The 25,005-nt window shown below is 58.8% G+C and carries 14 protein-coding genes; 8 read left to right on the top strand and 6 right to left on the bottom strand.

The features are described 5' to 3' along the window. Together surE and FGF66_RS07950 are read right to left on the bottom strand one after the other, a co-directional pair. Complete coding sequence (gene surE, locus FGF66_RS07955) at positions 1–798, bottom strand: 5'/3'-nucleotidase SurE (RefSeq protein ID WP_139457126.1); 798 nt, start codon at positions 796–798, stop codon at positions 1–3. Positions 799–827: 29 nt separating this feature from the next. Beyond that, positions 828–3,620, bottom strand: a complete 2,793-nt coding sequence (locus FGF66_RS07950; protein WP_342779647.1) for a BamA/TamA family outer membrane protein — start codon at positions 3,618–3,620, stop codon at positions 828–830. Positions 3,621–3,710: 90 nt separating this feature from the next. Here FGF66_RS07950 and accD point away from each other — a divergent pair, with 90 nt between their 5' ends. Then, positions 3,711–4,547 carry an acetyl-CoA carboxylase, carboxyltransferase subunit beta gene (gene accD / locus FGF66_RS07945; protein WP_139457125.1) on the top strand — a complete coding sequence of 279 codons (837 nt, stop codon included), beginning with the start codon at positions 3,711–3,713 and terminating at the stop codon, positions 4,545–4,547. Between the two features lie 114 nt (positions 4,548–4,661). Here the strand turns inward: accD and thyX are convergent, their stop codons facing one another. Beyond that, positions 4,662–5,318: an FAD-dependent thymidylate synthase gene (thyX, locus tag FGF66_RS07940; protein WP_139457124.1), complete on the bottom strand. Its 657-nt coding sequence runs from the start codon at positions 5,316–5,318 to the stop codon at positions 4,662–4,664. Positions 5,319–5,531: 213 nt separating this feature from the next. On the opposite strand from thyX, the gene clpP reads away from it, so the two are divergent. The 3 genes from clpP (at position 5,532) to FGF66_RS07925 (ending at position 10,072) form a co-directional block, all read left to right on the top strand. After that, positions 5,532–6,209, top strand: coding sequence for an ATP-dependent Clp endopeptidase proteolytic subunit ClpP (gene clpP / locus FGF66_RS07935; RefSeq protein WP_139457123.1), 678 nt, complete (start codon positions 5,532–5,534; stop codon positions 6,207–6,209). Between the two features lie 89 nt (positions 6,210–6,298). Then, positions 6,299–9,004 (top strand): valine--tRNA ligase, encoded by a 2,706-nt coding sequence (locus FGF66_RS07930; protein WP_139457122.1) that lies wholly within the window; start codon positions 6,299–6,301, stop codon positions 9,002–9,004. Positions 9,005–9,172: 168 nt separating this feature from the next. Then, a complete protein-coding gene (locus tag FGF66_RS07925; RefSeq protein WP_139457121.1) occupies positions 9,173–10,072 on the top strand; it encodes a sigma-70 family RNA polymerase sigma factor in 900 nt (299 codons plus the stop codon). A gap of 223 nt (positions 10,073–10,295) precedes the next feature. On the opposite strand, the gene FGF66_RS07920 is transcribed toward FGF66_RS07925, so the two are convergent. Genes FGF66_RS07920 through FGF66_RS07910 form a run of 3 tightly spaced genes read right to left on the bottom strand, consistent with a single transcriptional unit; the run spans position 10,296 to position 15,142 of the window. Next, complete coding sequence (locus FGF66_RS07920) at positions 10,296–11,099, bottom strand: SAM hydrolase/SAM-dependent halogenase family protein (protein ID WP_139457120.1); 804 nt, start codon at positions 11,097–11,099, stop codon at positions 10,296–10,298. 4 nt (positions 11,100–11,103) lie between these two features. Further along, positions 11,104–12,258: an LptF/LptG family permease gene (locus FGF66_RS07915; protein ID WP_139457119.1), complete on the bottom strand. Its 1,155-nt coding sequence runs from the start codon at positions 12,256–12,258 to the stop codon at positions 11,104–11,106. 16 nt (positions 12,259–12,274) lie between these two features. Continuing rightward, the gene (locus FGF66_RS07910; protein ID WP_139457118.1) at positions 12,275–15,142 is read right to left on the bottom strand and encodes a M16 family metallopeptidase; all 2,868 of its coding nucleotides are present in this window, start codon (positions 15,140–15,142) and stop codon (positions 12,275–12,277) included. A gap of 323 nt (positions 15,143–15,465) precedes the next feature. On the opposite strand from FGF66_RS07910, the gene uvrB reads away from it, so the two are divergent. From uvrB to FGF66_RS07885, 4 genes are all read left to right on the top strand, one after another. Continuing rightward, positions 15,466–17,523, top strand: a complete 2,058-nt coding sequence (gene uvrB, locus FGF66_RS07900; protein ID WP_139457117.1) for an excinuclease ABC subunit UvrB — start codon at positions 15,466–15,468, stop codon at positions 17,521–17,523. Positions 17,524–17,612: 89 nt separating this feature from the next. After that, positions 17,613–19,811 carry a RelA/SpoT family protein gene (locus FGF66_RS07895; protein WP_139457116.1) on the top strand — a complete coding sequence of 733 codons (2,199 nt, stop codon included), beginning with the start codon at positions 17,613–17,615 and terminating at the stop codon, positions 19,809–19,811. Between the two features lie 443 nt (positions 19,812–20,254). Next, the gene (locus tag FGF66_RS07890) at positions 20,255–23,251 is read left to right on the top strand and encodes a chemotaxis protein CheB (protein WP_139457115.1); all 2,997 of its coding nucleotides are present in this window, start codon (positions 20,255–20,257) and stop codon (positions 23,249–23,251) included. 13 nt (positions 23,252–23,264) lie between these two features. Next, entirely contained in the window at positions 23,265–24,980 is a 1,716-nt protein-coding gene (locus FGF66_RS07885) for a response regulator (RefSeq protein WP_139457114.1), read from the top strand. The last annotated feature ends 25 nt before the right edge of the window (positions 24,981–25,005 follow it).

Here is a 25,005-nt window from a genome sequence, read left to right as displayed (position 1 = left end):
TTATTTCTTGATGGTGTTCTGGAGGCCCCAGGTTTCGAGTTCGCTCCGGAAGCGATGGTCGGTCATGTCACAGGCAATCGGCGTAACAGCCACGTAGTTGTGCCGCACGGCGTATTCGTCCTCCGCAAGCCCTTCGTCGTGAAGCTGGAGCGAGCCTGCGAGCCAGTAGTACGGATTGCCGTACATGTCGTGCCGCTCGATGGCCGACTCCTCCCAGCGCGACCGCCCCTGCCGGGTGCAGAGGACGCCGCGAATCTCCTTTTCGGGCACGTTGGGGATGTTGGCCGACAGGATGGTGTCGGGCGGCAGTCCCCGCCTGAGCGCTTCGCGGGCCAGTTGCCGGGCGAATTTGGCGGCGTAGGTGAAGTCGGCGTTCTCGTAGGTGGTCAGCGAAAAGGCCAGCGACGGCACCTTCTGGATCGCCCCTTCACGCGCGGCGGCCACGGTGCCGGAGTAGAGGCTGTTCATGGCCGTGTTGCTGCCGTAGTTTATGCCCGAAACGATCAGATCGGGCTTCTCGTCGAGGATGTGGCTCAGCGCCACCTTGATGCAATCGACCGGCGTACCGGAGACGGTATAGCCGAAAAAGCGGTTGTTTTTCTGGTACTTCCTGATGCGCAACGGCTCGCCGAGGGTCATGGCGTGGCCCTTGCCGCTCTGGTGTTCGGCAGGCGCGACCACGGTCACGGAGCCGAGCTTTTTCATCGAGGCGACGAGCGCATGCAGGCCGGGTCCTTCGATGCCATCGTCGTTACTGACCAGAATATGTGGTTTCCGCGGTTTGATGCTTGTCGTCAAAAGGTGTCGATATATGGTTTCAGATAAAGTTAAAAGTCGTGACCCAGGCTGAAATAGAACAGGGTATCGGTAAAGTCGATCTGGGCGGCATCCTTGACCTCTTCGCGTTCAAAAGCGAACGGCTTGGCGACGGTGAACTGCGCCGGGCCGATCGGCGTATCCCAAACCAGCCCCGCGCCCACTCCCTGGATCAGCTTGCTGATCGACATCTGCGCGCGCCGCTCCCAGACATTGCCGATGTTGTACGACAGGGTGAACGAAGTCGGGAAAAAGAGCTGCACCGGCGACCGGTACCGCAGCATCGCTCCGGCCACGGCGATGTTGTTGCCGACGAGGTCGCTGTCTTTCAACCCGATGAAGCGGTAGCTGTACGGGTTGCCCGTTCCGCCGAGGAAGAATTTCTCGGTGAGCGGAACCTCCTCGCTGCTGGTTCCGGCCAAGGCCGTCAACTGGAGCGTGATGCTCGATCCGATGGAGAAGTTTTCTTCGTGCGTCGCCGCCAGTTGCCAGAAATTGTCCAGATCGCCGGAAAGTCCGGAGGTCGAGCTGTACCGGATGTTGGTATATCGACCGCCTGAGGGCAGGAACGAACTGTCGCGGTTGTCGAAGGTGAACTGACCGCCGATGGACGCCAGCGTGAGGTTTCCGGTGGCGAATGGCTCGTCGATATTGTCCCTCATGTACGACTGCGCGTTCTGCGCGGTGACGTCCGCCATCAGACGGCCGTTCTTGCTGATTCGGGTGCCGAACGAGGTCGTGATGCCGTACCGCTGGATGCCGAGCGAGCGGGCCTGGCCCGTCGCCTGCAAGCCCGATTGCCCGATGAGCGCGAGCTGGCGCGTTTCGAAATCGCGCTGGTCGAAAAAGGCTCGCGTGAACATGGTCAGTGGCGTTTTTCCGATTCGCGGCATACTGAATTCGAGATTGAAGCGGTTGTTCTTCGGCCCGATTTTGACCCAGCCACCGGCGGAGTTTCCCGTGCCATAGAGGTTTTCGTTCCTGAAGTCGAGCAGCAGTTGGGCATTCGAGGTGTCGTCGTAGCGCACACCGATGCGCAGCACCGAGGGCAGCTTTTCGTCGAGCCGGACGAGGAGTGCGCCGTCGCCGCTTTTTGCCTGCTCGCCGGGGCTTTCCGTGCTCAGCGAGACCCGGTTGAAGACGCCCGTGCCGTAGAGATTGTCGATCGTTTTTTCGGCATCCGCGTACCGGAACGCCCTGGTGGAGTCGATAGCCATTTCCCGCCGCACGGTCAATGGCTTGGTGAGCTTTCTGTCTTGCTCGATCTCCACATTCTCGATCTTGCCCGAAGTGAGGTGAACCGTGAGCGCCGTTCCGGCTACCGAGGCGCTCTCGATCTCCACAAGGCAGTAGCCCTTGTCGCGGTAGAGCCGGATCAGCTTTTCGAGCGAGCGGGTCGCCACCTCGCCGGTGTAGAGTTTTCCGGTCACGGGCAGGAATGCGCTCTCGATCTCTTTTGCCGGAACGGCGCTGGCGGGGCCGCCCGTCACCTCGATCTTCTCGATCCTCGGCAGCGGTTCGAGCACGAATGCCACGCTTTTCGTTCGCCGGTCGAGCCGGGCATGAACCCGCGTGAAGAGGCCGGTTTCGAGCAGTGCGTTCAGAATTTTTTTGACGCGGGTTTCGCTGCGGACGATGGCTTTTGCCATTCTCGACTGCTCGATATAACCGGCAGAGTCCGGGAGGCCCTCGATGCTTTTGCTGAATCCGGTAATGTCGATGTCGTTTCGCGGGGCGAGCTGGATGTTGCGTTTGATGACCGGCGCGAGCAGGCGCCCTTTGGCGTATCCGGCGGCGATCATCTGGCGAATGTCGGAAAAGTCGGTCGCCTTGTGGTTGTCGATGTCGGGGGTGATCACCATGTCAGCTTTTTCGAGCTGCTGCGGGTACTGTACCTGGGTCAGGATGCTCATCGCCTGGTCGGCAGCTTTCCACGGCGCGTCGATTTCGCTGCTGGCGGTGTACATTCTGCCGTGCGTGTCAACGGCCACCTTGTAGCCCGCATCGAATTTGTCAAGCTCATCGACGGGCAGGTTGGCCACCAGACCGCCGTCGGCGAGCTGTCGGCCGTTTCGCTCGATTGGCTGGTAGAGAATCGGAATGGTGCCGCTGGCTCGCATCGCTTCCGACAGCGGCCCCGAGTCCAGTGTGATCCGGCGTCCCGAAATCAGATCGGTGGTGACGGCGCGGAACTGTACCGGCAGGTCTGAAAACGAGTGGCCGGTATGATAGGGCGCGTTCAGGATCAGCAGGTCGATGGTTCGGGTGAGCGTCTGGGCCGCGCTCAGCGATTTTGGCACGATCAGCTTGAACTTTTCGAAGCGGATGGCGATCGAGGCGCGGTCGCGGATGTTTTTCTGTTCGAGCCAGGTGTTGGTTCTGGGCGCGTCATTATTGAGAGACACAAGCTTCTGCCAGGGGAGGCAAAAGGCGAGCGATTCAAGTTCTCGCGCGGTGTAGCCCGAGCTGTACAGCCCGCCGACCAGCGCACCCATGCTGGTGCCCGCGATGAAGTCGATGGGCACGTTCTCCTCCTCCAGCGCCCTGAGTACGCCGATCTGGGTGATGCCATTCGCGCCGCCGCCCGACAAGGCCAGCCCGACGGTTTTGCGGAGCGGACGCATCGCCGGCATGATTTCGTAACGATGATTTGGCGTGGCGAGGGTGTCGGGCAAGACGATGGTCGCGGCTCGAGCCTCATGGAGCGGCAGTATCGCCAGAGCGGCGATCGGGAGCATAAGCGCCAGCTTTATCGATGTTCGGAAGTGTGAAAGATGCAGAAGCTGCTGGTGTTTGCGGTTCACAGGGGACTCCGGGCACAGCCTGTTTTTGGGAAATCGTGTCGAGTTTATATCTTGAATTCCAATGTAAACTCTTTAGAGATAATAATAAAAATGGTCTGGTTCAAACGGGCGAATCCTTCGATACGAACGACGGATAAACGCGACACCCCTGAGGGGTTGTGGTCGAAATGCGACTCATGCGGGGCGGCCCTGCACAAAAAACAGCTCGAAGACCATCTCTACACCTGTCCGGATTGCGGTTTTCATTTCCGCATCTCACCGGTTCTCTATTTTTCGTTTTTGTTTGACGGCGGAAAGTGGGAGGAGTTTGACGGCCAGCTCAGGGCAGCCGATCCGCTCGGGTTCGTCGATACGAAAAACTATCCCCAGCGCGTTCGAGACACGATTGCAAAATCTGGCAAAAGCGAGGCGTGCCGGAACGCCACCGGCGTCCTGGATGGATCGCCGCTGGTCGTTTCGGCGATGGATTTCGGCTTCATCGGCGGCTCGATGGGTTCGGTGGTCGGTGAAAAGATCGCCCGCGCCGCCGACAGGAGCGTGGAGCTGAATGCGCCGCTCATCGTGATTTCGCAGTCCGGTGGGGCGCGCATGATGGAGGGGGCCTTCAGCCTCATGCAGATGGCCAAGACCTCGGCGCGGCTCACCCGTCTCGGCGAGCGTGGCATACCGTTCATCTCGCTCATGACCGATCCCACGATGGGCGGCATCAGCGCCTCCTTCGCCATGCTCGGCGACCTGAACCTCAGCGAGCCGAAAGCGCTCATCGGCTTCGCCGGCCCGCGCGTCATCCGCGACACCATCAAGCGCGACCTGCCCGAAGGGTTCCAGCGAGCGGAGTTCCTCAAGGAGCACGGCTTCGTGGACACGATCGTGCACCGCAAGGATTTGCGCTCGCAGCTCATCAAGCTGCTCGGGCACATGAGGTGAAGAAGAAAGAAGAGGACTTATAGGACGAATGGGACGAATAGGAGAAAGATAATTCTTTTTGTAGGGGCGGCTCGCGAACCGCCCTTTACAATTTCAATTGTTAATTATCCATTATCAATTGATTTTCCAGCCTAAAGCAGCACTTGTCACGGGGAACTGCTCGGTGAAAATCGCCTGTACCGCTTCGGCGATGTCGCGGTGCTCTTTCTGGGTGGCGGGGTCGGTGCGGACTTCGAGGTAGTGAATCCAGCTCCGCACGGAGCCTTTCATGTAGAGCCGGGTCTGGGTGCCGAGCGGCAGCAGCACACGGGCGCACTCCTTGGCGATGCCTTTTTCCAGCGCCTCTTCGTAACTCTCGAACGCGAACCGCGCCACCTTGTCCTGCGCTTCGTCAAACCATTTCACGGTTGCCTCGTCGAGGTCGTCGAGCGAGTTCTGCCGGTTTTTCGTGTCCTGCCGTCTCGGCTGGTACTTTTCGGTGGTTTGCGCTTTGGCGTAGCGTTGTGAAAATTCCTGGAAGCAGAAGCTGCGGTGGCGGAGAATCTGCGGTGAGATGGCGCGGGAGGTGGTGATCTCGACCGTCATGTCAACCATTTCGAAGACGCTCCAGTGTTTGTTTTGGATACAGTAGGAGAGCAGCTTTTCGTAGTCGGGCGTCTCCTGGTTCGGACTCGAAACCCGCGCGCAGTAGGCGATGAGTCCTTCAGGCGTGAGCTGGCTGTTGTCGATTTCGATGATCGGATTGGTGACGGAGATGAGGCGTACCTGCATGGCGGTCTGGTGGTCTTGAGGATATTGGGAAGCCGCAAATATATCAAATCAAAGGAAAAGTAACTCAGACGGCGTACCGCTGTGAATAATTTAAGGAAACGGAACCGGATTTCTGGAATTCTTGTTTCGTCTCTGTATTTTAGGTGTTCATTGCACCACTCTGCGGAATTTGAGCGTATATTTCGCCGGGCAACAACAAAAAAGTTCAAGCACATGGCAAATATCAATTTCGGTTTCGACCATCACGCCAAAAAGCTCTACTCCGGAGCGATTGAAAACAGCATTCAGAGCCAGCTCGTGCCGATGGTGATCGAGACTTCGGGACGCGGCGAACGCGCGTTCGACATCTTTTCCCGCCTTCTGCGGGAGCGCATCATCTTCCTCGGCTCTCCCATCGACGAGCATGTGGCCGGTCTGATCATGGCGCAGCTCATCTTCCTTGAATCGGAAGACCCGGAGCGCGACATCTACATCTACATCAACTCGCCTGGCGGAAGCGTCTCGGCGGGCCTCGGCATCTACGATACGATGCAGTACATCCGCCCCGACATCTCGACGGTGTGCGTCGGCATGGCGGCCAGCATGGGCGCGTTCCTGCTCGCCAGCGGAACGACCGGCAAGCGGGCTTCGCTGCCGCACTCGCGCATCATGATTCATCAGCCTTCGGGCGGAGCGCAGGGTCAGGAGACCGACATTCTCATCCAGGCCCGCGAGATCGAAAAAATCCGCCACCTGCTCGAAGATCTGCTCGCCAAACATACCGGTCAGGATGTGACGAAAATCCGCGAAGACTCGGAACGCGACCGCTGGATGGACGCCGCCGAGGCCAAAGCGTACGGCCTGATCGACCAGATTTTCGAAAAGCGTCCCGCTCCTGCCAAACAGGATTGAGACAGATCGGACAGATCGGGAAATAACGACTTTCGGACGCCTCTTCGCCGGGGCGTTCGTAACCTCCAATTTTGCTTTCAACCAGACTCATGAGTGACCATTCCGCGCAGAATCTCGATAAAACATACAACCACCACGAAGTAGAGGAGCGCTGGAGAAGCGCGCACTGGGAGGCGCTCGGCGCGTTCCATGCCGAACACTCGCGGGTGCTCGAAGATGGCGCGACGCCCTACACCGTGCTGATGCCGCCGCCGAACGTGACCGGCAGCCTGACGCTGGGCCACGTGCTGAACCACACGCTCCAGGACATCTTCATCCGCCACGCCCGCATGAGCGGCAAGGAGGCGCTCTGGCTGCCCGGCACCGACCACGCGGGCATTGCGACGCAGACGGTGGTGGAGAAGCGGCTGCGCACGGAGGGCCTCACCCGCCACGATCTCGGACGCCGTGACTTTCTCGGCAAGGTGTGGGAGTGGCGCGAGGAGTACGGCGGCCTGATTCTGCGCCAGCTCCGCAAGCTCGGCATCTCCTGCGACTGGCGGCGCAACCTGTTTACGATGGACGAACGCGCCTCGGAGGCGGTTATCAACACCTTCGTGGCGCTCTACCGCGAGGGGCTGATCTATCGCGGACGCCGCATCATCAACTGGTGCCCGGTGTCGCAGACGGCGCTTTCGGACGAAGAGGTCATCATGAAGTCGCGCCGCGACCAACTGGTCTATGTGAGCTATCCGCTCGCCAAGGATCCGTCGCGCTCGATCACCATCGCCACCGTGCGCCCGGAGACGATTCTGGCCGACGTGGCCATCGCGGTCAATCCGAACGACGAGCGCTATGCCGACCTCATCGGCGAGCTGGTCGTCGTGCCGATTGCCGGACGCCACGTGCCGGTCATCGCCGATGACTACGTCGATATCGAGTTCGGTACCGGCGCCTTGAAGATCACTCCGGCGCACGATCCGAACGACTACGAGGTGGCAAAACGCCACAATCTGCCGACCTTCTCGGTGATTGGCAAGGATGCCCGCATGACCGACGAGTGCGGCTACGCGGGTATGGATCGCTTCGACGCGCGGGAGAAGATCATCGCCGATCTCGAAGAGCTGGGTCATCTCGTCAAGGTCGAGGACTACGAGCACAACGTGGGCTACTCGGAACGCGCCGACGTGGTGGTCGAGCCTTACCTTTCCGAGCAGTGGTTCGTCAAAATGCAGCCGCTCGCCGAACCGGCGCTCAAGGCGGTCAACGACGGCCAGATTCGTTTCCACCCGGAACACTGGATCAGTACCTATCGCCACTGGATGGAGAACATCCAGGACTGGTGCATCTCGCGCCAGCTCTGGTGGGGCCACCGCATTCCGGCCTGGTACGACGACAAGGGCAACGTCTGGGTCGCTTCGTCATACGACGAGGCGTGTCACCTGGCGGGCACCGACAAGCTCGCGCAGGACGAGGATGTGCTCGACACCTGGTTCTCCTCGTGGCTCTGGCCGCTGACCACCCTCGGCTGGACGGGGCCGCACAGCGACAACGACGATCTCCGCGCGTTTTACCCGACCGACACGCTGGTGACCGGCCCGGACATCATCTTCTTCTGGGTGGCCCGCATGATCATGGCCGGGCTGCACTTCAAGGGCGACGTTCCGTTCCGCGACGTCTATTTCACCAGCATCATTCGCGACATGAAGGGGCGCAAGCTCTCCAAGTCGCTCGGAAACTCGCCCGACCCGCTCAAGGTGATCGACGCCTACGGCACCGACGCCCTGCGCTTCACGATCGTCTATATCGCCCCGCTGGGGCAGGATGTGCTCTTTGGCGAGGAGAAGTGCGAGCTGGGCCGCAACTTCGCCACCAAAATCTGGAACGCTTCGCGCTTCGTCTTCATGCAGCGCGAAAAGCTCTTCTCGACGCGCGAGGAGTTCGTCGAAGCCTTCGCCGGTTTCACGCCGCAGCGCGAGTTGCTGTCCACCGCCGGACTCTGGCTTCTGTCGCGCTACAACGCCATGCTCGAACGCTACCACCAGGCGATGGTGAATTTCAAGGTGAACGACATGGTGAAGATCGTGCACGAGTTCTTCTGGGGCGACTACTGCGACTGGTACGTCGAGGCGCTCAAGAGCGAGCTTGCGGGCGACGCTTCGGCGGAGCGTTCGCGCCACGCGGTGTGCCTGGCCGTCTCGGTGCTCGAAGGGGTGCTCAAGGCGCTGCATCCGGTGATGCCGTTCATCACCGACGAAATCTGGCACGCCATCGCGCCGCGTGGCACCGAAGAGACCATCGCCAAAGAGGCGATGCCGCAAGCCGACGCCACGTGGACGGCGGAGGATGCCGCCGCGTTCGACCTGGTGCGCAACATGGTGTCGGAAATCCGCAGCCTCCGATCGGCCTTCAACGTGCCGCACGACCTGCGCGCCCGTGCCGTCATCCGCGCCGCTTCCGGCGAAGCGCTCGCCGCGCTCGAAGCCGGCAAGGCGATTTTCCCGGCCCTGACCCGGTGCGAGGCCGAGCTTGGCGAAAGCATCGAAAGGCCCGCCCATTCAGCGGCTTCGGTGGTTAACGGCAATGAACTTTTTATCAGGCTGGAAGGGTTAATATCTTTCGATAAAGAAAAACTCCGCCTGCAAAAAGAGATCGCCAAAGTGACCGCCTACATCGAATCACTCCAGAAAAAACTCTCCAATCAGGGCTTCGTGGCCAATGCGCCCGCTGAGGTCGTTGCCAAGGAGCAGGAGAAGCTGGAAGAGTCGCGCTCGCTGGTGCTGAAGTTGCAGGGAAATCTCGAAGTTCTCTCGTAGTGGAGAGGTTTTTTTTAGACAGTTAACGGAAAAGTCCAAATTTTTTTAAGATATTCTCAGTTTGATTTCATCTGTCCTGGGTTTCACTGCCGGAGTCGATGTGTTTCGGTTGGTCGAAATTGTGTGTCATCCTTGATAGTGTCATGAAGTTCGAACGAGGATCAATTCATGAAGCAGTTGAAAATAAGTAAACAAATTACCAACAGGGAGAGCCTCTCCCTCGACCGTTACCTTCAGGAGATTGGCAAGTACGATCTTTTGACGGCCGAAGACGAGGTAAAGCTGACGATGGCCATCAAGGAAGGCTACGACATGCCGGTCGATACCGTCGAGTATCGGCGGGCCAAGCGGGCGCTCGACAAGCTCATCAAGGGCAACCTCCGTTTCGTGGTCTCGGTGGCCAAGCAGTATCAGAATCAGGGGTTGACTCTCGGCGACCTGATCAACGAGGGAAACCTCGGCCTGATCAAGGCGGCCAAGCGGTTCGACGAAACCCGAGGCTTCAAGTTCATCTCCTACGCCGTGTGGTGGATACGGCAGTCTATCCTGCAAGCGCTCGCCGAGCAGTCCAGAATCGTGCGTCTGCCGCTCAACCGTGTCGGTACGCTCAACAAGATCAGCAAGGCGTACAGCCAGCTCGAACAGGAGTTCGAGCGCGACCCCAACACCAAGGAGCTTGCCAACCTGCTCGACATGGACTCGCAGGACGTTGCCGACACGCTCAAGATCGCCGGACGCCACGTTTCGGTCGATGCGCCTTTCGCGCAGGGTGACGACAACCGCCTGCTCGACGTGTTGCAGAACGACGGTCACATGCCCGACCACGGCCTGAACCGCGACTCGCTCACGCTCGAAGTCGAGCGTTCGCTCTCCGTTCTTGCGCCGCGTGAAGCCGACGTCATCCGCTCCTACTTCGGCATCGGCATGGACAACCCGCTCACGCTGGAAGAGATCGGCGAAAAGTTCAAGCTCACCCGTGAGCGAGTCCGCCAGATCAAGGAAAAAGCGATCCGCCGCCTCCGCCAGTCCGCCTACAACAAGGTGCTCAAAGAGTACATCGGAAGCTGAGATTCAGCGACGACATACCAATTCATCAAAGCCGGCAAGCAGTTTCGCCGGCTTTGGTGTTTTATGAAAAATAATAGGTCAGATAGGACGGATAGGTCGTATGGGACGTATAAGTCGGGAAGGATGATTTTCAGTAGGGGCAGCCCCCCGTGCCTGACCATTCCCCAATTGTCGGGGCGCATGGCGTACGCCCTAATTATTGGGCGAACACGCAGGTTCGCCCCTACGAATTCATCTGCCTTACCACCACCGCATCTCCTTCCTCAACTCCCAGCTCCGCGCGTGCATTGCCGTTGCGGATGGCGATTTCGATCATTCCGCTACTGCCGATGTAGGCGAGGGGTTTGCTCTGCTCGACTTCGCCGTAGGTTCGGACGATTCGCAGTGGCTCGGCGTTGCCGACCTTGACGTGCCAGTCCCCGCCGTCCGCAATCATCCCGGCTTCAAAGGAGGTGATGAGGTTGCCGAAGTGGTCGGTGGCGATGATTTCGCCTTGCCACCCTTTTCCATCCTCCAAATGGCGGTTTTTCCATAGCTCGATCTTTGAGCACTCCGCAACGTTAATCGCGGGGCCGAAGGCTTCGAGCGGGATTCCGGTGGCGAGGTGCGCGGCGGCGGGGGAGAAGAGGTCGCGGCCGTGGAAGGTGGCGCTTTTGTCGGGGAGCTGGTAAGTCGCGTTCGTCAGTTCGTGGCATCGCGCATCGGGCCAGCGCTCGAAGATCGGCGTGAGCAGGCCGTTGTCCGGCGCGACGAAGCGGTGTGGCCCGGCCTGGACGCCGATGGCTCTGCGGGCGGTGCCGACGCCGGGATCGACGACGCAGACGAAGATCGTCTCGTCCGGAAAATAGTCGATGGAGCGGTCGAGGTGGAAGGCTGCCTGCCGGACGTTCTGGGCGCTGATGGCGTGGGTGAGGTCGATGACGCGGGCGCTGCGGCAGATGGTGGCGATCACTCCTTTCATGACGCCGACGAAGGCGTCTTCGAGGCCGAAGTCAGTCATGAGCGCGATGACGGGCGGCTGGAGCATGGCGTCAGTGGTCGGCTGACCGGTACAGGAAGGCACCGGCAATGATGAAAAGAAGGTCGGGCAGCCAGGCGGCGAGCACGGGATTGAGCAGTCCGTCGTAGCCGAGGCTGCCGATCGTTCGGAGCATTCCGAGATAGGAGAGGCCGATGAGCAGGCTGATGGAGACCTCCACCGCCAGGCCGCTGCGCTTTTTCTTCGAGGAGAGCGGTACGCCGATCATCACAATGATCATGCTGGCCAGCGGCAGGGCGAGTTTGGTGTGCAGCTTGACCGTCGTCTTTTCGAGTCCCGGAAGCCCGGAGTGCGCTTTCTGCCAGATGAAATCGAAGTGCTGCACGATGTTCATTTCATCCGGATCGGTGTCGATCATCTTGAACGTATTGGTCGCCAGCGAGAGCTTCAGGGTGTCCGCACCCGGCCTCGTGGCGAGGGTTTCGATGCCGTTCGAGAAGGTGCGCTGCTTCGCGTTGTAAAAAATCCAGTACTTTTCGCGGGTGATGATGCGAAGCGAGTCGGCGTCGAGGCGTTCGACGATCTGGCTTCCGTTGAAGGTTTCGAGCGAAACGGTTTTCGCGCTTTTGCGGTCGGAGCCGATCTCGGCGACGGTCAGGATGCGGTTCTTCGATTCCCGGATATGCAGCGGCTCTGCGTCGTTGTTTTTTTGTTTTTTCAGGTAGCGCTTCTCGAATCCCTTTGACCAGTCGTACATCGCTGGAGCGATGAAGCAGGAGTTGACCGTGTTGAACGCCGTGATCGCGAGCGTCACGACAAGAAACGGCTTCATCAGGCGTGACAGGCTCATACCCGCCGATTTGAGCGCGGGCAGCTCGCTCTGCATCGAGAGCTTGCCGGTCACGAAAAGCGATGCGAGCAGAGCACTGAGCGGCGAGGTCAGCAGAAAGGTGTCCGGCAGGCCACTGAGGTAGAAAATGACGATTCTGTCGAACGGAATCTGCCGGTCCATGAAGCGGTCGAGATTTTCGACCAGGTTGATGATGATGAACAGCGCGGCGAAGCTCGCCAGCGAGAACAGGAAAATCGTCAGAAACTGCCGGGCGATGTAGCGATCGATGATCGTGAATTTGCCCGGGCCGGGCAGCTTCGGTGGTCGATTCACCCGGCTGCCCGTTTCGTCCGCTGTCGCTCTTTCGTCGCTCATGTGGCCGAACTCCCTCTCAGTAGCCGAAAATCTCCCTGAGCGTCAGGAAGCTGATGTCGCCGTACTTGCGGAGCGTGTCGAGATCGAGCTGCTCCTTTTTGCCGAGCACCAGCATGATCTGCGGCTTGTCGCGGAAGCGGGTTTCGTGGAACTGCTCGATGTCGCTGAACTCCATGCCGGGCACTTCGCGGAAGACATCCTGCCGGATGTCGTGGTCGAGGCCGAGGCGCCGCGCCTCTTCGTGGGCGAAGAGCACGTCGCCCTTGGTGAGGTGCTCCGTGCGGATTTTCTGGTCGATGCCCGCCTTGGCCGAGGCGAACAGCTCCGGCGATTCGGGCAGCTTTCGCATCAGCTCGCCGAACCCTTCGAGCGCTTCGGGCAGCTTGTCCGACTGGGTGCCGATGTAGCTGAAGAGGTAGCTGTGGCGATCCTTCTCCTTCGGCAGGCGGTAAACCGAAAAGACCGAGTAGGCGAGCGCCTTGGCCTCGCGCATCTCCTGGAACACCACCGATGACATGCCGCCGCCGTAGTATTCGTTGAAGAGCGTGACCAGCGGCACCTGCGTGGCGTCGTACCCCTCGCCCCGCGACAGCATGATGATTTCGGCCTGGGTCATGTCGTAATCGACCACATAGACGTGGTTTTTCGCAGTCTCGAGCTCCACGAAGGGGTCTGTCACGGGCACCGGCAGGAACGCCTGGCCGAAGTGGCGCATGGAGCGCAGCTCCGTCATCAGCGTTTCGGGCGAGTCCGGGCCGTAGTAGAGTACGCGGTGACGGTAGTTCATGAACTTTTTGATCTCGCCGAGCAGCTCTTCGGGGGTGAGGCGGTCGATCTCCTCGTCACTCAAGACGTTGGTGAATGGCGAGTTCGGCCCGTACTTGCCGTAGTTGACCATCGCCTCGAAGAGGATTTTACGCTTCGAGAGCTTCTCGTCGTCGCGCTCCTTGCCGATGCCCTCCTTGAGCTTTTCAAGCGCCGGAGCGTCTGGCTGCGCGTCGCGCAACAGCTCGTCGAGCAGCGCGATCGCCTGCGGGAAGTTCTCCTTGAGGCCGGAGAGCTTCAGGTAAACGTAGTCATCCGAAGTCAGCACCGTGAACTCCGCGCCGAGGCGGTACAGCTCCTGGCTGAACTCAGCGGGCGAAAGGCGCGAGGTGCCGAGGTACGAGAGGTAGTCGAGCGCCGTGTCGATCTTGCGGTTCTGGTTCGAGCCGGCGTCGAACATCAGGTAGAGGCTGTACAGCTCGTTCTCCCTGTTCTGCGCGTAGTTGAGGCTGATCTTCGGGGTGAGGTCGTAGTAACCGATGTCCTTCCTGAAATCGACGAACACGGGCTGCACTTCGCCGCTTTTCTGGGCGAGCAGCTTTTCGGCGAACGCCGACGAGCGGTCGCGGTTGACCTTGATCGGCGTAATCTGCGGCTTCTGGATTTTCGCCTCGCTCTTGCGCTGGCCGTGCTTTTTATAGACGGCGACGTAGTTCTTGCCGTAGTGTTGTTTCGCGAACTCGACGATCTCCGCCTTCGTGATCTTTTCGAGGCGCTCGAAGCGGTTGACCTGTCGCTCCCAGGCCATGCCCCAGACGAAGGTGTCAACGAACGCCTCGGAGCGGCCCCGGTTCGACTCGCACGCCTTCAGCTCTTCGAGCTTGAGGTCGTTGATGACCGCCGTCACGAGCCAGTCGGGGAACTCGCCCTTTTTGACCAGGTCGAGCTGTTCGAGCAAGAGCGCCTTCACCTCGTCGAGGCTCTGGCCTTCGCGCGGCTTGGCGCTGAGGATGTGCGCCGAGTAATCCTTCATCAGCACCAGCATCGAGCCGCCTTCGAGCACCTTCTGCTGCTGGTTGAGGTTCAGGTCGATCAGGCCGGCGGTCTGGTTGAAGAGAATCTTGTCGATGAGCGACAGCATGTCGGCGTCGCGCGAATCCGCGCCGCCGAAGCGGAAGCCGAGCACCAGCTCTTCGGCCTCCGGGCCGGTGACGGTCTTGACGACCGGCGCGGTGATCTCGGGTTCGACCGGCGGATGAAACTCCGGCACCGCTTTCGGTTCGAGCTTCGAGAACTTCTGGTCGATCAGGCGGATCGTTTCGTCGGGATCGAAGTCGCCCGCGATGCAGATCGCCATGTTGTTCGGCACGTACCACGACCGGTAGTAGTCGATGACATTCTTGATCGACGGCTTTTTCAGGTGCTCGGCAGTGCCGATGGTGGTCTGGGTGCCATAGGTGTGCTTCGTGAACAGTCCCTCGAACAGCTCCTCCCACAGCTTGCGGCTGTCGCTGTCCATCGTCATGTTTTTCTCTTCATACACGGTTTCCAGCTCCGTGTGGAACAGACGCATCACCGGATTGCGGAAGCGCTCCGCCTCGATGGTGAGCCAGCGGTCGAGTTCGTTGGAGGGAATGTCGTTGATATAGACCGTCTGCTCCACCCAGGTGTAGGCGTTGGTGCCCTTCGCGCCGATAGTGTTGAGCAGCTTGTCGTACTCGTTCGGCACGGTGAACTGCGCCGCGACGTTCGAGATGCTGTCGATGTCGCGGTAGATCGCCGCGCGGTGTTCGGGATCGCTCGTGGCGCGGTACTTTTCGTACAGCTCGATGATCTTTTCGAGTTCGGTGTGCTCCTTCGCATAGTCGAGCGAGCCGATGGAGTCGGTGCCCTTGAAGAGCATGTGCTCGAGGTAGTGCGCCAGGCCGGTGGTTTCGGCGGGGTCGTTCTTGCTGCCCGCCCGCACGGCGATGGAGGTGTAGATTCGCGGCTCGTCGTGGTAGGGACTCATAAACACGGTGAGGCCGTTTTTCAGCGTGTAAATCCGCGCGCGAAGCGAGTCGCCGGGGACGGTGGTGTATGAATAATTTTCTTTCAGGTTCGTATTGTTTTCAGTCATAATGGATGTACAGGAGATGAGATGGAGCAGCGCAAGCCCGATGGCGAGCACTCTGCCCGTTGATTTCAGTAATGAGCCGTTGGACATAGTTCTTCATGGTGGTCATAGAAAGAATCAGCCCGATCATGGTTCCAGCCGCTCGTTCCGGTTCAAACAAAACCCTACATTACGAAAATTCCGGCAAAGTGACGTTAAAAAACCGGCGGGCGCGCCGGGCGCGTCATACTCATGGCGGATTGGCCTCAAGAACTAACAGCAGGCGTAATTAGTTCTTGTAATGGCTATTATCAACGGTATCGAGCATTGCTGGAGGTTTCGCATCTATGATTTTTGGAGAAGGAAAGAGAGTTGGAGAGTTCGGGCTTGCAAGCCCATACAGCCCTACGGGCGACCAGCCTGGGGCGATCAAAGCGCTGACCGAGGGGGTGTTGCGGGGTGACCGCTGGCAGACGCTGCTCGGCGTCACCGGTTCCGGCAAGACCTTCACGGTCTCGAACGTCATTGCACAGATCAATCGCCCCACGCTGGTGTTGAGTCACAACAAGACCCTCGCCGCCCAGCTTTACGGCGAGCTGAAGCAGTTCTTTCCGCACAACGCGGTTGAATACTTCATCAGTTACTACGATTTTTACCAGCCCGAGGCGTATATCCCGTCGATGGACAAATACATCGCCAAGGATATGAAGATCAACGACGAGATCGAGCGGCTCCGGCTGCGGGCGACCAGCGCGTTGCTCAGCGGGCGGAACGACGTGATCGTGGTCAGCTCGGTGAGCTGCATCTACGGCCTCGGTTCGCCGGAAGACTGGATGTCGCAGATCGTCGAGTTGCGGCAGGGCATGGAGCTGGAGCGCGACGAGTTCCTGCAAAAGCTGGTGTCGTTGCACTACTTCCGCGACGACGTCGATCTCTCGCCGGGGCGGTTCCGGGTGCGCGGCGACGTGATCGACCTGGCGCCGGGCCACGAGGAGCTGGCGCTGCGCATCGAATTTTTCGGCAGCGAGATCGACTCCATCCAGACCTTCGATCCGAAAAGCGGCGAAATCATCGGGAGCGATGAGTACGCCTTCGTCTATCCGGCGCGGCAGTTCGTGGCCGACAGAGAAAAGCTTGAGGTGGCGATGCTTGCCATCGAGAACGAGCTGGCGGGGCGGCTGAACACCCTTCGCGCCGAAGACAAACTCGTGGAGGCGCAGCGGCTCGAAGAGCGTACTCGCTACGATCTCGAAATGATGAAGGAGCTGGGTTACTGCTCCGGCATCGAGAACTACGCCCGCCACATCGCCGGACGCAAGCCGGGCGAGCGCCCGTGGTGCCTGCTCGACTACTTTCCCGACGATTTCCTCGTGGTGGCGGACGAGTCGCATGTCACCCTGCCGCAGATTCGCGGCATGTTCGGCGGCGACCGCTCGCGCAAGACGGTGCTCGTCGAGCACGGCTTCCGGCTCCCCTCGGCGCTCGACAACCGCCCGCTGCGTTTCGAGGAGTTCGAGGAGCTGGTGCCGCAGGTGATCTGCGTTTCGGCAACGCCCTCCGCCCACGAGCTGATGCGCTCCGGCGGCGTGGTGGTCGAGCAGCTCATCCGGCCCACCGGCCTGCTTGATCCGCAAATCGAGGTGCACCCGGTCGGTGGCCAGATCGACCATCTGCTGGCGCGGGTCAGGGAGCGCATCGCCAAGGGGCAAAAGTCGCTGGTGCTGACGCTCACCAAGCGCATGTCCGAAGACCTGCACGCCTACTTCCGCAAGCTCGGCCTGCGCTCGCAGTACCTGCACTCCGAAATCAAGAGCCTCGAACGGATGCAGATTCTGCGCGAACTTCGCACGGGCGACATCGATGTGCTGGTGGGGGTCAACCTCCTGCGCGAGGGCCTCGACCTGCCGGAGGTGGCGCTGGTGGCGATTCTCGACGCCGACAAGGAGGGGTTCCTGCGCGACGCCAAATCGCTCATGCAGATCGCCGGACGCGCGGCGCGCAACGTCGAGGGGCTGGTGCTTTTTTACGCCGACAAGATCACCGATTCGATGCGCGAGGTGCTCGACGAAACCGACCGTCGTCGCCGCATCCAGCAGGAGTACAACGAAACGCATGGCATCGAGCCGCGCTCCATCATCAAGTCGGTCGATCAGGTGCTCAACACCACCAGCGTCGCCGACGCCGAGGAGCGCTACCGCCGCAAGCGCCTCGGTTTGCAGAAGCGCCCTGAACTCGAACTGCGCGGCGTACTCGACAGTATGAGCCGCAGCGACGTGGTGCTGATGGTCGCCGAGATGAACGTTGAAATGCAGCGGGCCGCCGCCGAGACCGATTACGAAAAAGCCGCCTATTTGCGTGACGAAATTCTGATGCTTCAGGAGCGAATCGGGCGAATGGCGGAGTAAAAAGTATTGACCTGAAGCGCCGTTTTCATATCATAATAGTTTAGAAGATCAGACGATAACAATTTCCAACTCCGGAGAAGCGTACCTCCATGCTGGCCCAGATAGAACAGGAACATTACTCCAAACTGCACGAAATACTGCGGCTCTGCCGGGCCAATCTCAAGAACTACGACGAATCGCTCATCCAGCGTGCGTTTTTCATGTGCTATCGCGCTCACGAGGGGGAGAAACGCGCCTCTGGCGAGCCGTTCTTCTACCATCCGGTGGAGGTGGCAAAACTGCTCGTCACCGAGCTGCCACTCGACGGCGTATCGGTCGCGGCGGCGTTGCTGCATGACGTCATCGAGGACAGCGGTTACACCTACGAAGACATCGCCGCCGAACTCGGCGCGGAGGTGGCCGACATCGTGGAAGGGCTGACCAAGATTTCCGAAATCATGGTCAACCGCGAAACCACCGAGGCCGAAGGGTTCCGCAAGATGCTGCTCTCGATGGTCAAGGATATTCGCGTCATCCTGATCAAATTCTGCGACCGCCTGCACAACATGCGCACTCTCGACTCCTTGCCGGAGCATCGTCGGCTGCGCATGGCGCTCGAAACGCGCGACATCTACGCGCCGCTCGCCCACCGGTTCGGCCTCGGTAAAATGAAGGTCGATCTGGAGAACCTCGCCCTCAAGTATATCGATCCGGAGATGTACGCCTTTTTGCTCAAGAAGGTGCGCCTCAGCAGGAACGAGCGCGTCGCCTACCTCAACAAGATGATCGCGCCGATCAAGGATGATCTCGAAAAGCAGGGATTCACCGTCGAGTTGCAGGGCCGCGCCAAGCATCTTTTTTCGATTTACAACAAGATGCGGATGAAGAACAAGGAGTTCGATGACATCCACGATCTTTACGGCATTCGCGTTATCATCGATACAGACAAGCTTTCGGACTGCTTTGCAGTTTACGGCTACATTACGCAGCAGTTTCCCCCGATACCGCAACACTTCAAGGATTACATCTCGATTCCGAAGCATAACGGCTACCAGTCGCTCCATTCGGCGATCATCGGGCCGAAAGGTTACGTCATCGAATTGCAGATCCGGACGCGCCGGATGCACGAATTCGCCGAACTCGGCGTCGCGGCGCACTGGCGCTACAAGGAGAAGATCACCAAGGACGACGCGGCGGTCGATTCCTTCCTCAAGTGGGCGCGCGAGCTGATCAAGGACGCCGACTCTGCCACGGCTTTCATGGAGGGTTTCAAGCTAAACCTTTACCACGACGAGATTTACGTCTTCACGCCAAAGGGCGACATGAAGATTCTGCCCGCCGGCGCCACGCCGATCGACTTTGCCTACGCCATCCACTCCGAGATTGGCAACGGCTGCATCGGCGCGAAGGTCAACGGCAAGATCGTGCGGCTGAACGCCGAGATGCGGTCGGGCGACCGCGTCGAGGTGATTACGTCAAAGAGCCAGAAGCCGAAGGCGGACTGGCTGAAGATCGTGGTGACGCATCGCGCGAAGCTCAAGATCAGGGCGGCCATCAACGAGGAGCGCCGTCAGGAGATCGAGAAAGGACGCGGTATCTGGGAGAAGATGATCTCCGGAACCAAAAAACTTCTGACCGAGAACGACGCCATTCACGCGATCCGCAAGCATGGCATCAAGACGCCCGCCGACCTTTTCAGCGCGCTCGCCAACCAGCAGATCAGCAGCGAAGAGGTGATGGAGAGCATCACCAAGCCGCACGGCAGGAGCGGTGAAGCGCAGGAAATTCCGGCCCAGGCCAAGACTCCATACAAGGATTTCGCCGAAATCGCCCGCGAGGCGCAGGAGCGCCTCAGCCACCAGAAGGACGAGGTGACCATCGCCGGCCTGAGCAATATCTCCTACTCTTACGCTAAATGCTGTAATCCGGTGCCGGGCGACGACATCATCGGCTTCGTCGCCACCGAGGGCACGGTCAAGATTCATCGCAAAAACTGCGTCAACGTCACCAACGAGAATAGCGTAAAAAGCGAGCGGATCGTCTCGGTTGCCTGGAACCGCAAGCTCGATACGGAGTTCCTCGCTGGCATTCGCATCGTCGGCGAAGACAAGATCGGCATGACCAACCAGATCACCGGCGTCATCTCCCGGTTCGACACCAACATCCGCACCATCGCCCTGAACGCCAAAGATGGCATCTTCACCTGCAACCTGATGATCTTCGTCCGCAACACCGACAAACTCAACACGCTGATGGACAAACTGAGGAAAGTGCAGGGCGTGTTCACGGTGGAGCGTTTGTCGAGCTGAGGAAAACGGCGGCGATGCGTGACTTGCAGGGGCGCTCCTGTGTGCGGCCCTTAATCCGGAAGCGTCTTTGAGCTTCTGAAAAGCGGAGGCCTGTCGATTACTACTCAAATGCCATGTCAACCCGGCATTCGTGGCAAGCAAGGCTTTGCTGATGAAGTTGCGTATATTTTACGAATTAACAGATATGTAACTGATATATTATTATCCCGGCCATAGTAGATCGCAATGAAAGCTCGAAAAACAGTCTGTCATTCTGAATGAAGCGAAGCGAAATGAAGAATCCATCTTATTACAAAATAAAGAGTTCTGGATTCTTCGCTCCGCTCGGAATGACATCACGCAGAACTCTCTCTTAACCAGCGATTGACGAATTTAGTGGCCGTAGCAATAATTCGATGGCTGGGACGTGCGGCGGCACAGTTATAACTCGGGAAAATTTCCCAATGAAAAAATCACTTTCGGACTCTCCTCATCCCGCCAAGCGTAGCGGCAAAGACGAGGCTCTCCCGCCAAAAGGAAAAATCTTTCCAGTCATCGGCATCGGCGCATCCGCCGGCGGACTTGAAGCCATCGAGCTATTCCTGAAAAACATCCCGGCCTCCAGCGGAATGGCCATCGTGGTTGTGCAGCACCTCGACCCTACCCACAAAGCCATCATGGTGGAGCTGCTCCAGCGGGTGACCATGCTTCCCGTCGCCGAAGTCACCGACCGCCTCAAGATCAAGCCGGGCAATGTCTATGTCATTCCGCCGAACAAGGATATGTCGCTACTTCACGGAACGCTGCACCTGCTCGACATGGTGGAGCCTCGCGGATTGCGTCATCCCATCGACTTCTTTTTGCGCTCCATGGCCGACGACCTGCGCCAGCACGCCGTTGGTGTCATCCTTTCGGGCATGGGTTCCGACGGCACACTCGGCCTGCGCGCCATCAAGGAGAAGGGCGGCATCGTCTTTGTGCAGGATCCCGCTACGGCAAAGTTCGACGGAATGCCCAGAAGCGCCATCGATGCGGGGCTGGCCGATATTGTCGCCCCCGCCGAGGAGCTTCCCGCAAGAATCCAGGCGTACCTCAAGCAGCTCCCGGCAACGCACAAGCTCGACTCTCCAATCGATAACAAAGACCTCACCGCCCTTGAAAAGGTGGTGATCCTGCTCAGGGCAAGGACGGGGCACGATTTTTCCCTCTACAAGGAGAACACCTTCTATCGCCGTATCAAGCGCCGGATGGGCATCCACCAGATAGAGCGGATTGCCGACTACATTCGCTTCATGCAGGAGAACCAGCAGGAGACCCAACTTCTTTTCAAAGAACTGCTTATCGGCGTCACCAGCTTTTTCCGCGATCCGAAGGCATGGGAGGCGCTGAAAATGAAAGGGTTCCCGGCTCTTTTCGCTCAGCGCCCCACCGGCGGTACGCTGCGCGTCTGGGTGGCGGGTTGCTCGACCGGCGAGGAGGTCTATTCGCTGGCGATCCTTTTCAGGGAAGCGATCGAGGAGAAGAGGCTGGCCGGGAGTTTCAATATCCAGATTTTTGCTACCGACCTCGACAAGGATGCCATCGAAAAAGCCCGGAGCGGGGTCTATCCGCCGAATATCTCCGCTGATGTTTCCGAACAGCGGCTCCGGCGTTTCTTCGAGAAGAGCGAAACGGGCGGCTGGCGGGTGTCGCGGGAGATTCGCGAGCTGATCGTGTTCGCTCCCCACAACATCATCATGGATCCGCCGTTCACGAAGCTCGACATTCTCATCTGCCGCAACCTGCTGATCTACCTGAAGCCGGAGCTGCAAAAGAAGCTCATTCCGCTGTTTCATTACAGCTTGAATACCGGCGGCCTGCTTTTCCTCGGTTCAGCCGAAACCATCGGCATCAACGGCCATCTTTTTGAGCCACTCGACCTCAGTGCCAGGATTTTCCGGCAGCTCCATCATAGCATCAGTCCAAAAAGTATCGATTTTCCCTCCGCCTTCTCCAACACCTCCCTGATGTTGGCAAACCTTCATGAAACCGAAACAAAAAAAAGCACATACGGTATGAACCTGCAGTTGCTTGCTGACCAGTACCTTATCCGCAATTTTACCCCTGCGGCCGTCCTGACCAATCCGTCGGGCGATATCATCTATATCAACGGCCGGACGGGCAAATACCTCGAACCGGCGGCAGGCAAGGCGAACTGGAATATTTTCGCCATGTCGAGGGAGGGGCTCGGCTATGAACTGAATCTGCTCTTCGGCGCGGCCATCAGGCAGGAGGGGCCGGTCACGAAAAAAGGGGTGGTGATTGAGGGCAATCAAGAAAAACAGGTCGTTGACCTGACTGTCGAGCAGCTCAAAGTGCCGGAAGCGCTTTGCGACCTGATTCTGACCGTGTTCAGGGAGTCTTGTGCGGTTGCGGCATCATCGGCTGCCCGCAAAAAGAGAGGGGAGGCGCCAGGTAACGCCGATGTCGCCGTGCTGGAGCAGGAGCTGAAGGAGGCCCGTGATGAAATCATGGCCATCCGCGAAGAGATGCAGAGTTCGCAGGAGGAACTTAAATCCACCAACGAGGAGATACAGTCGGCCAACGAGGAGCTGCAAAGCACCAACGAGGAGCTGACCAGCTCGAAGGAGGAGATGCAGTCGCTCAACGAGGAGCTGCACACCGTCAACCAGGAGTTGCAGTCGAAGGTGAGCGATCTGTCGCAGACCAATAACGACATGAAAAACCTGCTCAACAGCACCGACATTGCAACGCTGTTTCTTGACGAAAAGCTCAATATCCGGCGGTTTACCAACCGGACGACCAGCATCATCAAGCTCAAAGCCGGAGATATTGGCCGACCGATCACCGACATCGTCACCACGCTCGAATATCCGGAGCTTGCCCGCGATGCCCGCGAGGTATTGCACAGCCTCATCTTTTCCGAAAAGAACATCGGTTCCGCCGCAGGCGACAGTTGGTTCAACGTGAGGATCATGCCCTACCGGACGCTGGAAAACCGGATCGACGGCCTGGTGATCACCTTTTTTGACATAACGGCATCGAAAAAATATGAAAAAGAGCTGCAAGTGACCGGCCATCGGTTTACGTTCCTTATGGAGTCGATTCCGGAGGGGTTGATCGTCCAGGGGGCGGATGAGCGAATCGTTATGGCCAATCGTGAAGCCCGGCGGCTCTTCGGGATTTCGATGCAGGAGATGCAGGGCCGCACGATTGCTGAACTTCCGACGAGCCTTCTGCGCCAGGACGGTACGCCGCTCCCTCCCGAAGAGTTTCCTTCGGCACTTGCTCTTCGATCGGGCAAGCCTTCCGGCGAGATCGTCCTTGGCATCAAACCGCACTCCGAAAAAACCTGTCGATGGGTCAGCGCCCACGCTATGACAACGGTGGCTGATAGCGCTAACGGATCATCCGCAGAAACATACACCTATTTTGCAGTAACAGAGCCTCTGCAAACCTAACGGCAAGGAAGCCATGGATACCCACCAGCCATATCGGGATGACTCTCCGGAACTGCGACAAAGGGCAGAAGAGCGGATTGAGCAAAGCCGTCGCCATGCACCGGAACTCTTTCCCGCCGAGGAGGAGATGCGTCGTATCATCCATGAGCTTTCGGTGCACCAGATCGAGCTGGAGCTTCAGCAAGAGGAGCTGATGCAGGCCAGGCAAGAGCTTGAAGCGAGCCTCGAACGTTATTCCGGCCTCTATGACTTCGCGCCGGTGGGTTACCTGGCGCTGGCCCCTGATGGCGCCATACGCGAAATCAACCTGAAAGCGGCGACCCTGATCGGCAAGGAGCGTGGAGCGCTGAAAGGGTGTCCGTTCAGCCGCTTTTTGGCACCCGGCCACATCGAGACTTTCAATGCCTGCATGAAGGCCCTGTTCCGGCAAGGCGGGTCGGCAAGCTTCGAAACCAGCCTGCAACAGAGCGATTCACTGCCAAGGATCCTCCGCGTTGACGCCACCGTCAGCGATGATGGCTCCGAATGCAAGGTCGTACTCATGGACATTACCAGTGAGCGAAAAGCCGAGGAAGAGAACTCCGCCCTTCAGGCCAACCTTATCGAGGCTCAGAAAATCGAGGTCGTCGGGCAGCTTGCCGGAGGCATTGCCCACGATTTCAACAACATGCTCACGGTGATCATCGGCACCGCCGAACGATCCATCCACCGCGCGCCGGACAATGTCCTGAGAGGTGAACTTGAGATGATCCTGAAAGCCGCCATGCGTTCGGCGAGCCTGACCAGCCAACTGCTTACTTTTGCCAGGAAGCAGCCGATTTCCCCACGGATGGTGGATATCAACAACTCCATCGAAGATGTGCTGCCCATGCTGAAAGGTCTGGTTGGCGAAAATATCGGCATTGTTTTCAACCGAACCGATCCCGTATCCCCGATTTACATCGATCCTGTCCAACTCGACCAGATTCTCCTGAATCTCTGCCTTAACTCCCGTGATGCCATCAAAGGTCATGGATCGATCACCATCAAAACCCGAATGGTTCACGTCGGCAAGTCCGACATTGCCGCTGGCAGCCCATGCCAGACGCCCGGCCAGTACACCATGCTTACCTTCACCGATACCGGCTGCGGCATAAGCCGACAGGACATTCCTCATATCTTCGAGCCCTTTTTTACCACCAAGGAAGTGGGGCAAGGAACCGGTCTCGGTCTTGCCGTGATTTATGGCATCGCAAAGCAGAACAAGTTTTTCATCGATTGCACGAGCGAACCCGAAAAAGGGACGGCGTTCACCCTGTTCATGCCAGCCGTCAATGCGAAGCGGGAGGGTCTCTCCGTTGAGCAGGAGCCGGTTTCCGCTGTTCAGCGGGATCTCATTCTCCTTGTCGAGGATGAACCCGACATATGCTCTCTCGTCGAAAACATACTCGAACAGCAGGGCTATGCGGTACTGACCGCACAGGAGGGGCAATCGGCTCTTGCCGTGGCAGAAAACCATTTGGGGCATATCAGGCTCTTGCTGACTGATGTGATATTGCCGGGAATGAACGGCGTGGAACTGAGCACAAGAATGAAGGCTCAAAACCCTGGACTGAAAACGCTGTTCATGTCAGGCTATGCTCCTGAAATCATCGATCGTTACGGCGCGCTCAATGATAATAACTTTCTGCCGAAGCCGTTTTCCATCAGAGCGCTTCTGGACGCCGTGCATCGTATGCTGAATGCTTGAGCGAGTCCATATTCTCCAGAAGTCA

Origin of the sequence: Chlorobaculum thiosulfatiphilum (assembly GCF_006265165.1) — a bacterium.
Lineage (GTDB): Bacteria > Bacteroidota > Chlorobiia > Chlorobiales > Chlorobiaceae > Chlorobaculum > Chlorobaculum thiosulfatiphilum.
The sequence above is the reverse complement of the archived record's forward strand: the minus strand, read 5'-3'. Positions and strand labels throughout refer to the sequence as shown.